This is a genomic window from Allocellulophaga tsushimaensis (assembly GCF_055383085.1).
This window is the reverse complement of the sequence record NZ_AP039451.1, coordinates 3148750-3161758: the sequence shown is the minus strand read 5'-3', so window position 1 is coordinate 3161758 and position 13009 is coordinate 3148750. Positions and strand designations below refer to the sequence as shown.

Annotated in this window: 6 protein-coding genes; all 6 read right to left on the bottom strand. The window is 31.9% G+C overall.

The annotated features are described in order from the left end of the window. Positions 1–100: 100 nt before the first annotated feature. Positions 101–2185 (bottom strand): T9SS type A sorting domain-containing protein, encoded by a 2085-nt coding sequence (locus ACZ451_RS13765; RefSeq protein WP_464213348.1) that lies wholly within the window; start codon positions 2183–2185, stop codon positions 101–103. A gap of 280 nt (positions 2186–2465) precedes the next feature. Beyond that, positions 2466–5759 (bottom strand): VCBS repeat-containing protein, encoded by a 3294-nt coding sequence (locus ACZ451_RS13760; protein ID WP_464213346.1) that lies wholly within the window; start codon positions 5757–5759, stop codon positions 2466–2468. A gap of 96 nt (positions 5760–5855) precedes the next feature. Then, a complete protein-coding gene (locus tag ACZ451_RS13755) occupies positions 5856–7598 on the bottom strand; it encodes a RagB/SusD family nutrient uptake outer membrane protein (protein WP_464213344.1) in 1743 nt (580 codons plus the stop codon). 4 nt (positions 7599–7602) lie between these two features. Beyond that, a complete protein-coding gene (locus tag ACZ451_RS13750; RefSeq protein ID WP_464213342.1) occupies positions 7603–11103 on the bottom strand; it encodes a TonB-dependent receptor in 3501 nt (1166 codons plus the stop codon). A gap of 128 nt (positions 11104–11231) precedes the next feature. Beyond that, positions 11232–12302, bottom strand: a complete 1071-nt coding sequence (locus ACZ451_RS13745; RefSeq protein ID WP_464213340.1) for a FecR family protein — start codon at positions 12300–12302, stop codon at positions 11232–11234. 104 nt (positions 12303–12406) lie between these two features. Next, the gene (locus ACZ451_RS13740; RefSeq protein WP_464213338.1) at positions 12407–13006 is read right to left on the bottom strand and encodes an RNA polymerase sigma factor; all 600 of its coding nucleotides are present in this window, start codon (positions 13004–13006) and stop codon (positions 12407–12409) included. Positions 13007–13009: the final 3 nt, after the last annotated feature.

Sequence of the window (13009 nt, the reverse complement as noted above, 5' to 3'; positions counted from 1 at the left end):
GAATTATCAATAAATTCCACAAACAAATTAAAAACAATAAAGAGGGCGTCTGATATTTCAGACGTCCTCTTTTTTATACTAACTTTATTAGCCGTATTGATTAGTTTTTAACAACTTTAGATACACTCAGTAATTTACCCTCTTTTACTATTGAAACGATATAAATACCGCTTGCAATACCAGATAAATCTACATAGGTTTCAGATGATGAAGTATTAGCCGTTGCAACTACCCCACCACTTAAACCATTCACATTAATTGATGCTCCAATAAAACTTTTATCCATACTTACATTTATCCCATTCACAGTTGGGTTAGGAAAAATTGAAATATTTTCACTACTTGGTAAATCTCCAATAGCATTCAAATCAATACTTAGGCCATCCGGAATCCGGAATCTAACACTAGCAGTATTTGCTGTATTTACCGTTGAAACTTGAGTTACACCACCACCAGAACAAAGCGCTCTTACAACAATTGTATATTGAGTACTTGCGTTTAAGTTATTAATTGTAATTGGTGAGCTAGATCCTGATGCCCAAATAGCTCCAGTACCTGCTATGCCTGAACCTGAGTAATTTCCTGGGGCAAAAGTTCTTACTTCATATGTAGTGACCCCGCTTAAGTTGTTAAACGATAAAGTTGCACTTGTACCAGATCTGGTAACACTTAATCCAGAAACTGCTGCATTAGCACTACATGCTGTAGGAGTACCACCAGAATTACCACCATTGTTTCCTCCAGTATTACCGCCTGTACCACATTGTTCAACAAATCTCCAACCAGTTGCGGTACGCTCATACAATTTATTATCATCTTGATTTACTACAAATTGACCAGGAGAATAGCTATTTGGATTTCCGTTATATGCAGGAGCCGTTGCACAGGTATTTCCTCCGGTATTACCACCATTATTCCCTCCATTATTTCCTCCTGTAGTACATTGTTCAACACGTCTCCAATTAGTAGGAGGTGCTACACGCTCATATAAGACATTATCCTGCTGATTAACAACAAATTGACCTATAGAATAGCTACTTGTATTTCCATTAAATGCAGGAGCTGTAGCACAAGTGTTTCCGCCTGTATTACCACCATTATTTCCTCCAGTATTCCCTCCTGCACTACATTGCTCAACAAATCTCCAACCTGTTGCAGTGCGTTCATACAATTTATTATCGTCTTGATTTACTACAAATTGACCAGGAGAATAACTATTTGGGTTTCCATTATATGCAGGAGCTGTAGCGCAAGTGTTTCCTCCAATATTCCCGCCATTGTTTCCTCCTCCGGCAGGTGTATTCTCTACATATCTAGTCCAAAATTTTTGAATAGTGTTTGCTGCATTTCCAATATTGAAAATCCACCATATTTCAGCAGTATCTGAGAAATCAACTCCTCCTCTAACCGAAATCGTTGGATTTTCATAAGAAGATGTAAAATTATCACAAACCGCATCTGCTTGTCTCCAAATATCTCGAGCAGCAGTGTTAGGGTTATTAGCTCGTTTTGCATCAGCTAACCATTGTGTACTATTATTTTTATAGCCAGGCGTATTATTCGACACGTTTCCATTTGCAATTCTTTGGTAATCAGTATTATTACGAACCCATGTTAATTTAAATGGAGTAGTTTGTCGTTCATTAAAATCTAAATTGCCTGCAGGATTCCAACTATGTTGTACAACAATTACATTTTGTCTAACCCTAGCTGCACTAACACCGTTATTTTCGTCAACTACTGCTTTAAATACATCATAAGTAAAGTCAGATTGCCCGGCTTCTTGAACAAATACCTTATGACCAGCATTCAATACCTGAACAACTTTTGCCTTAACACGGTTTAAAGTAGCATTTCTTTCGTTGTGAAGATCTGACCAAAATTGATTCTTAGCTCCAAAAAGCGTTGTGTATAATCCAGGCGTAGCTGCTCCAATATACGTACCACCTTGACGGCCGTAGGCTCCAGCAACTGCATGGTAATCTATACCTGCCAAATCAGGATGTCTTAACATGCATCCTAAAGCCGCAGCTGCATGTACATCATCTTCATCTGGCCTTAGGTCAAAATTAGCCAGTAAAAAATCATTGTTCTTGTCAAAAAATTGACGTTGCGCTATCGATGTTATTGTACTCATAGCAAACAACATCAATACTAAAAAGTTTTTAAAGTTTAGTTTTTTCATCTTTAGTTGATTGTTTTTGTTAATATGATAACATAAATATAGTTATTACATCATTATTCTTAAACTTATTAAACTTTTGTTATGTATTTTTGATTATATGTTGTATGAGTAAGGTAATAATCACATATTTAGTATATCTTAATAAATATTTTACAGTAATTTCTTATTAAAAATATATTTTAATGATTGGGGTGCTTATAAAAGCAACCAACTAAAGTAAATTTAAATTGCTAAAAGAAAACGGTCTTTATATATAATCTTTTTATAAGATCTAAGTATCTTAACTGTTTATTCGAATAAATTGCAGATAATCATTATTCTTTCCTACAATAATATATGAAGTATCTTTTATGGTGATACGAGCCATATCTTTTACATCGCCATTGGCAAAAAAACCACTTTCTATAGCTGGTGTAGGTTTAAAATTTCCTTTTCCATTTCCTTTTAAAAATAGACCATTACTAGCATCATTTCGTGGCGTTTCAACTTCAGAAGCATGTAAATTACCTGCTATTAAAGCATCTAATTCTCCATCTTTATCAAAATCATCTACCAATATTTGATGAATACTTGAAATTTGGGCGCTATTAGGTAACTTATAAAGAACAAAAGTGTCTCCTCTATTTTCTATATACACGCTGGCAAAAGATTTTACTTGATAATGGAGCGATTTCTCTAGGTCATCTTCAGTATAAACGTCTTCTAAAGTTGCTGTAGAAAAAGAAGCATAATCTTTAAATTTTTTCTTTATTGATGGTACTTGTTGCGAAGAACATTCTCTTCCTCTTAATGGGTATTGTTCACCTTCGTTATAATAACTTAAAACAATATCACTTTTCTTATTCCCATCAAAATCATTAAAATAAATATCAAATGTTTCTTTATCATTAGCATTATACTTATAATTTAACCCTAAGTTACCTGCCATATAATCCATATCGCCATCTTTATCAAAATCTCCTTCTGCAATACTAAACCACCAGCCTCTAGAGTCATTTAAACCTAATAATGTTGTTACATCTTTAAATTCTCCTTTATCATTCTTAAAAACGGTAATAGGCATCCATTCACCTGTTATCATAAGATCTACCCAACCGTCATTATTATAGTCTGTCCAAATAGCATCTGTAACCATTCCTAATTGCTCTAACCTAGGAGCTAATTCTTTTGTTTTATTTATAAATTTAGCTTCTCCGTTTGCACTCACATTTTCTAAGATATAGCTATTAGCTGGCAACGGATAATTACCGGGTATGAGTCTACCACCAACAAAAAGGTCTAAATCTCCATCTTTATCAAAATCAGTAGCTTTTACCCTAGACCCACTGGTAATCATTTCTGGAAGTGCATCTAAAGATTTTTCAAAGTCACCTGCCCCATTATTAATATATAATCTATCCTGCAACTGTTTTGAGTTTGCTTCAAACTCATTACCTCCACTAACTATGTAAATATCATTATCACCATCAGCATCAGCATCAAAAATTAATACACCAATATCCTCTGCACCACTGTCTACAGAAAAAGCTTCTATGGATTGTTTTATAAAACCAGTTTTAGATTTAAAATATACAGTAGCCATATTTTGTGATGAGCCGCCTATTATAATATCATCTAATTGATCTCCATTTAAATCTCCTACTGCTAAGCATGGCCCTAGCATAGATGTTTGATAAGGTAAAAGAATTTCTTTTTCAAAATCATTATAATAATTTTCTATGTGCTTATGTTTAATATAAACAGTAGTGTCATTTTCTGTTTTAAATAGTTTTTTATTGTCAAAACTTTCTAATTTAGATTCAATAATTGCATCATTATAATCTATAGTTAAAAACTGATTTGGTTTTACATTTGTTTGAATCGCTATTTTACCATCTGGCCATTTAATTTTTAAAGTATCAATTGTATTCGATTTCCCTAAACCAAAATGTAATTGTGGCGCAACAGAAGATTGAAAACCACGTGTAAGTGTCATTTCTTGAAACTGTCTGATCTCATTTGTAATCACATATGCCTTAACTCCTATTCCAAAATTATTTTTTTCAGTTCCTTTAAATCTTAAGCTTATATAATTATTGTTATTTGAACTCTTATTTTCAAAAATTGAAGCAGAATCATCAATATTATTTGTAATAATTTCTAAATCACCATCATTATCTAAATCTACATAAACACTGCCGTTAGAGAAACCTTTATACGAAATTCCCCATTCTGAATTCATTTTAGAAAAAGTAAGGTCTTTATTGTTTTTATAAATAAAATTATCAATTTTTTCGGATGGAATAGCTAATGCCATTTCTAAAGAGTTATCCTTATTAACTTTATTTTTAATTTTGGCAAAATAATCTTTGTTATTAATTTCTCTACGGGTACCATTAGAGATAAAAATATCTTTAAACCCATCATTATCTAAATCTGCTATTAAAGGAGACCAACTCCAATCTGTAGAAGAAATTCCTGAAAGTCTTGATAGATTACTAAAATCTGGAAGTGAATTGTTTATATTTCCATTATTTATCTGAAGACTATTTTGCATATATTGATAATGGAATTCATTATTTACGGTACTCCAAAATAAATCTGGATTCATACTCGCCATATTAGCTTTTGAACGTCTGTTACTATTTGCATTCATATCTACTTGAAATACATCTAATAAACCATCATTATTAATATCAGAAATATCGACTCCCATTCCATAAAAAGAAGTGTTTTTAGTTACTTCTCTAACATGATCTGTAAACGTTCCGTCTCCATTATTTAAAAAAAAGTAATCTGGTGTACTAAAATCATTAGAAATATATAAATCTGGATAACCATCTTGATTCACATCTCCAACAGTAGCACTTAAAGTAAGTCCAAAGTTTTTTAATTTAGATTTTCCCGTTACGTTTACAAATTTGCCATTTTCGTTTGCATATAGTTTGTCCATCTCTACCCCCTTAGGGTATTGTTTTTTAACACTGTAATAATTATTTGGAGCATCAAAAGGTGTTGGTGGGTAATTAGCAACATAAACATCTAAGTCTCCATCTAAATCATAATCAAAAAAAGTAGCTTGTACCGAGTTTCCATTGTTAGCAAGACCAAATTCTTCAGCTTTTTCTGTAAAAGTAGTATCTCCATTATTTATATAAAGTTGATTCTTTTTATCTCCATACTTACCTCCAACAGAACAGTAAATATCTAATAACCCATCATTATTTACATCTGCCATTGTAGCACCCGTATACCATCTATTATCTCCTGAAACACCTGCTTTTTTTGTAATATCTTCAAATTTTAAATTCCCTTTATTTAAATATAATTTATTAGGAACCATATTTCCTGTAAAGTAAATATCAATTAATCCATCATTATTAATATCACCTACAGAAACACCACCACCCATATATATATAAGCATATGTGAAGTAATTTAAAGAATCATTTTCTGTTAAAGTATTATTGAATTTTACTCCTGTAACATCCGGTTTTAACTTATAAAACATCTTATTGCCTTGTTCTTGCTCTTTCTCAGAAGTACAAGAAAGTATAGCAATTAAGATAAGAAGTAGTACTATGAATCTTTTCATTATTTTTTTATGTATAAATTATAAAACAATAATTTAAATTAAAAAGCGAAGTGCTTATACACTCCGCTTCATTAATCATATCATAAACCTTACATTTTAGAATCCTGGATTCTGATCTAAAATACCTTGACTCAAATCTATTGCATCTATAGGAATTGGTAATAAATCCATATTACTTGTGTACGTACCAGCTTTTGTTCCGAAATTAGGAATTGTACGAGATTCATTAGCAATATATTCATTTATTACTTGAGCTGCATTACCCCATCTCCTTAAATCAAAGATACGATGACCTTCCATTGCTAATTCTAAACGACGTTCAAAACGAACAGCTTGTATTGCAAATGCTTGATCTGGAAAAGAGGCGTATGGTGCTATATTATAATTAGCTGCCGGACCAGAACCATCAAGTGCTTGTACTGGAGTCATTGTAGCTGCTCTATTTCTTACTCTATTGGTGTAGTCTAAAGCAAGTGCTAAATTATTTTCTTCAGCTGCTGCTTCAGCAGCTAATAATAATACATCTGCAAAGCGAATAACGTTATAATTTATACCAGAATGTTGTTGTCCCCATGCTCCTGTGCCTTGATTTGTGCTTAATTCGTCTGATTGATAAACATTTTTCTTAGACAGGTACGGACCAGAAATATCTTGAAAACTTGCTCTAATCCAATCTTTCCCTACATTACGTCCAAAACCATTAAAATCAATATCTCTTCTACCTACAGTATAATCTAATCTTGGATCTAAATTTCCGGCATGTGGTGTAAATGGAGTTGGTATTGGATTGCCATCTGCATCTTCTATATTATTACCTTCAGCATCCGTTTCAAACGAATTTAGACCTGCATCATTAGTCACATCTACATCATTAAAAGTATCTAGTAATGGAAGACCACTTGCATCTGTTTGGTATGCATTTACTAAATCTTGTGTAGGTTGATAAAAACCACAACAAGAATTAAAAGGTCCTCCACCAGGAAAAGCTAAAGTACCAGCACGATTACCATTTAAAGATTGTCCAGAATCTGCTGCAAATTGAATTGCAAATACAGATTCAGGTCCATTTTCGCCAGCGGCATTAAAATTATCTATATACTCAGTATTTAGAGCATAAGGGCCATTATTAATTACATCATTTAAGGTTACTAAAGCTTCAGCATAATTTCCTTGAAAGACTTGTACTTTACCCAAATAAGCTTTGGCGGTCCAAGAAGTTGGTCTTCCTGCTTCACTTTGTGTTTCTGGAAGAACTGCTATAGCTGCTTCAAAATCAGCCTCTATCTGTTCCCAAATTGGGCCTATATTAGGTTGATTAAATTCTTGATTATCAAAATTTTCTAATGAAATAAAAGGAACATTACCATAAGCTTTTTGAAGTTCAAAATTAAAATGAGCTCTCAAAAAACGGGCTTCAGCTGCTTGTTGTATAAAATCACCTTCAATTTGTGCTATTTGAGATAAAACAGCATTTGCTCTATTAACACCAGCAAAGTCTGCTCTCCAATATCCATTAAAATAAGAGTTTCCTGTTTGCCAATTATATGTTTCAATAGCAAATAAATCTGCCTGATCTCCATCTGTACTCCCTTTATGGGCATCATCAGATATAACATCTAACCACCAATTGTCACCAGTAGCAGTCCAGTCACTAGCACCTATATTATTTCTAATACCATCTAAAACAGAATAAGCACCAGTAAGTAAAAGATCTACTCCATTTTGATTTGCTAACTGTTCTGGAGATAATACTCCTACATTTTTGTCTGTTGAGAAATCATCACTACAAGACATAATCATGAGTAAGCCACTCGCTAAATAAATTAATTTCTTTTTCATTTTTTTACAATTTTAAATTAACACCTAAAGTATATATTTGCGATAAAGGGAACGTATTTAGATCTACCCCTATAGTTGTATTTTCATCACCTCCGTCTACTCTACGTGGAGGAAGTTCTGGATCTAAACCACTATATCCTGTTATGGTAAATAAGTTAGTCCCAGAAATATAAAAACGTAACTTATCTAAGCCTAATTTATCGATTACAGAATCTGGAAGGCTATATCCAATTTGTAAATTTTTCATTCTTAAATAAGAACCATCCTCAATAAAAAATGAGTTTGGTGCCGTTTCATTATTCAATACACTTCCGCTAAGTGCAGGTAATGAACCATTAGGATTAGTTGCTGAAAAAGCATCTAGAGTTCTTACACTTCTGTTTCCATTAAAAAATGTTGGGAAATCGGTAAATATTCTTTCATAGTTATAAATATCATTTCCAACTGATCCGTTCATAAATGCACTTAAATCCCATCCTTTATAGGCAAAATTTAAATTAACACCAAATGTAAAATCTGGATGTGGAGAACCAATAAATGTTCTATCATCATCATTAATAACACCATCACCTTCTACAGATAAAACATTACCATTTTCGTCTAATGTTATAACAGGTTGATCTCTATATATTAATCTACCAACACCATCAGCTGGCGTATCAAAACCTTGATCTGGTGCTGCTGCTACTTCTTCTTCAGTTCTAAAAATACCAATTACTTCTCTACCGAAAAAAGAAGATATTGGTTGCCCATTTTGAGTTCTTGTAATAGCACCTCCTCTAAAACCTCCATCTCCTGATATAAAGCTAGATAAATTAGAAACTTCATTTTTAAAAGTAGAAACATTAGCACTAATACCATAGGTTAAACCACCATTTGTTTCTTTATTATAAGCTAAGCTAAGATCCCAACCTTTATTCTCTACAGAACCTCGATTTGTAAATGGTGAATCGCCATCTAAACCAGTACTTGGGTTAATATTATTATCTCTAGCAATTAAACGATCTGTTGTAATATTAAAGCGTTCTACTGAAAATGTCAATGCATTATCTAAAAATGAAAATTCAGCCCCAATATTGGTTGTATTACTTCTTTCCCAAACGAGATCAGGGTTCCCTAATGATGATAAGAATGCGCCTGTAGTTGCTGTACCTGAACCATTAAAAGTATAATTGGCCGTACTTTCGCTTAAACCAGCTAAGTTAGATGTGAGTAAATTACCTGGTAAGCTCTGGTTACCTAACTCACCATAAGAAGCCTTTAATTTAAAACGATCAATAAAATTTACTTCCTGAAAAAAGTCTTCATCACTAACCAACCAACCAGCACTAACAGATGGAAAAGTATCAGACTGATTATCTCCTAAGAAACGTGACGATCTATCTCTACGCAATGTAGCAGTAAGGAAATATTTGTTGTTATATGAATAGTTTGCAGATCCAAAAATAGAAAAAATTGTACTAGAGTTATCAAAAGCAAAATCAACATTTGGTGTGCCTGAACCATTATTTAACAAGTAAAAATCAGGTGTTTCAAATAAGAAACCAGTTCTACTTACACCAGATCCTTTTCCTCCAGTCCTCAATGATTCTATACCAACTAAAGCATTAATAGAATGGTCACCAAAACTTTTGGTATAATTAGCAGTGTTTGTCCAAACCCACTGAAAAAAATCTTGATTGGCTTCAGAAAGTGTATTGGTTCCTCTAGCTTCTGAAAATTCTGGATCTAATGCTAAAAACCTTCTTTCATTAAGTGCATTTAAATCTCCACTTATATTCGTTTTTAAAGTTAGTCCATCGGCTATATTAACAGAAGCATAAACATCTGCAATTAAACGAAATTGTTTAAAAAAGTCGTTTCCTGCTCTATTTAATTCAGCAATAGGGTTTCTTACATTAGATAAACCTGCGGCAGCATTGTATGTACCCGCAAAATTTCCATCATCATCTCTAACGGGTACTAATGGACTACTTCTATAAGCTGTATTTATAATCTCATCATTTATAAATCTAGAGTTACTAAAAGAAACATTCACATGTTCACCTACTGTAACATATTTTCCTAATTTAGATTCTGAATTTAAACGGATAAAAGCTCTTTTAAATTGTGAGGTAACAACAACACCTTGCTGATTTAAATACCCCATAGATAGTGAATATCGTCCTTTGTCATTACCATTAGAAATTGATAATGCTACATTTTGAATTGGTGCATTATCAAATACTTCTTCAAACCAGTTTGTACCTCCAGGTTGTATTGTTGCTGCTACCGGAACTCCTAATAATGAGGTAGGAACAACTGGTTCTGCACCACTACCATACTGAGGGTGTGAAACAGCTACACCATCATTACGTAGGCTTTCAAAAAGTACTTGTCCGTGTTGTTGGGTATTTAGTAATTCAGGAAGATTAGATACTCTAGCACTCCCAGTATAAATATCTAAACTAACATCTAATTTATCTTGTCCGTACTTACCACTTTTAGTTGTAATAATGACAACACCATTAGAAGCTCTTGCTCCGTAAATAGAGGCAGCACCGTCTTTCAACACATTAAATTGTTCAATATCTCCTGCTCCGATACTATTTAATATGGAACCATCTGTAGTTTGTACCCCATCAATAATGTATAACACGTCAGCATTATTAAATGTTCCCAAACCACGTATACGAATTGTGGGTCTACTACCTGGTTGACCAGCTGTTGCTACAGAAACACCAGAAACTCTACCTTGTAGAGCCTCACCAACATTTGCTAATGGAGCTTTTACAGCCTCAGTTACATCTACAGAAGCAACAGAACCTGTTAAATCCCCTCTTGTTTGTGTTGCATAACCAAGTACTACTACTTCATCTAATTTAGAAGCGTCTTCTTCTAATTGAATATTAATTGAAGATTGACCATTAACCGGCACTTCTTTACTTGTAAAACCTACATAACTAAATACTAAAGTAGCATCAAGATCAGCTTCTATAGAAAAGTTACCATCAAAATCTGTTTGTGTACCATTAGTAGTCCCTTTTACTAATACATTTGCTCCTGGTAACGGAGCTCCATCAGAATCAGTTACAGTACCAGTAATTACTGATTGTAGTGGCAGTTTAGAATCTAAACTCTGAACTGTTTCTGCTTTAACTACTTTTTTCACAACAACTTGTCTGTCGTCTATTTTGTAAGTTAAATTAGTGTTGGCAAAAGCTAAATCTAAAATATCCGAAAGTTTTGCTTTTTTTATATTGATAGTAACTTTATGATTATTTTTTACAAGATCATCTTTATAGAAGAAAATGAATTCGCTCTTATCTTGAATTTCTTTAAATAAATCTTCAAGTTGTACTTCATTAACATTAATATTGATTTTGGTCTGTGCATACACAGAGTTAGCATAAGCAGAACTAAGACCAACAGTAATTAGTATTAAGAATATCCTCATAATAGTCATTAGATTAGGCCTCAAGGCACTTTTTACCCCTAAGGAATTAGGGTTAAGAATTTTATTCATAATTTTGTTTTTTAGTTAATATTGCCGTGAATCACGGCGATGTTTTTTTAGCCAGAAGATGGACCAACATCTTCTGGTTTTTTTAAATAGTGTTGTTTTTTAATTCATGAATTATTATTTAGTTTAAGTTAGTTAGTTAATAAGTTGCTTATTGTAATTGTTTTATTTTCTTTATTATATTCAAAATCTGTAGTTTCTTTAATGATATCAACTACATTTTCTATATTCTCTTTTAAATCTAAATAGCCAGAAAAGGTTTGTTTTGCTAATTCTTTATTATTTATGACGATGTTTACGTTATAATATCTAGATAATCTTTTCATTATATATTCCATATTATCATTCTTAAAAAGAAATACTCCTTCTCTCCAAGAAAAATAATTTTCCACATTTACTTTTTTAGAAGAGATTTTGTGCATGCTTTTATTGTAATCAGACTTTGTACCTGGAGTGATTTTAATAGTCTCATCCGTTTTAAAAAAAGAATCACTTTTATATCTAATTTGTACACTTCCACTTTTAAGTGTAGTACTAATCATATTTTCATCTGAATAGTTGCTAACATTAAAAACAGTGCCTAAGACCTCTATTTCATGATTTTCAGCCATTACTATAAATGGGTGTAACTTATCATGACTCACTTCAAATATTGCTTCTCCTTCTAAATAAACCTCTCTTTTCTTTCCACTAAAAAGTACTGGATACACTAATTTAGAACCAGAATTTAACCATACTTGACTTCCATCTGATAATTCAATTTTAGACCTTTTGCCATAGGGTACCACTATAGTATTATATACCACTTTATTATTTTTGGTAGCTGATCTATTAATGGTTTTTGAATTATTTATCGCTATTTGCTGACCTGTATTTGAATATTTAATTGTAGAATTATCTTCTGCAATATCTATATTTTCAGTATCATTTAAGATAAGTTTTATAGAATCAAAATCTTTACTGTCTACATTTTTAACATTTTTCACATACTCATCAATTGAGGGTTCATTATTGCTATGAACAAAAAATAAAATACCAAGTATTATGGATATTGATGCTGTGATTCCAAGGCTAAGTTTTCTTAGGTTTTTTCTCCGCCTTTTATATGAAAATATTGAAGTAATTATTTTACTCTTCAATTGTTCTTTTTCGTCTTCAGAAAAAGAAGTGTAATTTAATTTAGTTGGTTTTTTGTTTTCCATAATTTAAAAAGATCAAGGCAAACTTTTATTATTTTATAATAATGAACAAGTTTAACTTACCTTACTTATATAAGGAACACTTTATACTTTTATAGACACTTTTTTTAAAAAAAAATATTTTTAATCAATAAGAGGAAGAGAAAAAGAGCCAAATGCTGTCTTAAAACCTTAATGCCACGGTAAATAATTGTTCTAGAAGTTTGAACAGAAACATTCATGATCTCAGCTATTTCCTCATAAGGTCTATTTTCATTGAACCGTAAGAAAATACCTTTTTGTTGTCTTGTAGTAAGAAAATTAATTGCTTTTTTAAGTTTGAAATTTATTTCAGAAGAATTTTCAGAACTAATTATTTTTTCTTCAAGTGGTTCAGAATAACCAACTTGAGGGTTTATTTCAAATTGATAATCATCAGTAAATGAAATAGTTTTAGTTTTATATTTTCTATTAATTTTTCGTTTTAATGATTTTAATAAATAATATTTAACATTATCAGTATGTGCTATTTTCCCTCTATATTTATATAAATCTATAAACAAATCATGAATGCAGTCCATTACATACTCTTTATCATTAGACATGTACATTCCATTAGAAATTAAAATATCAATATATAAGTCATATAATTTGCCAAAGGCAATAATATCGCCTGTCCTTAACCTTTCCCATAAAGCAGTATCAATATTTTCTATATTATCTTTCAAAAT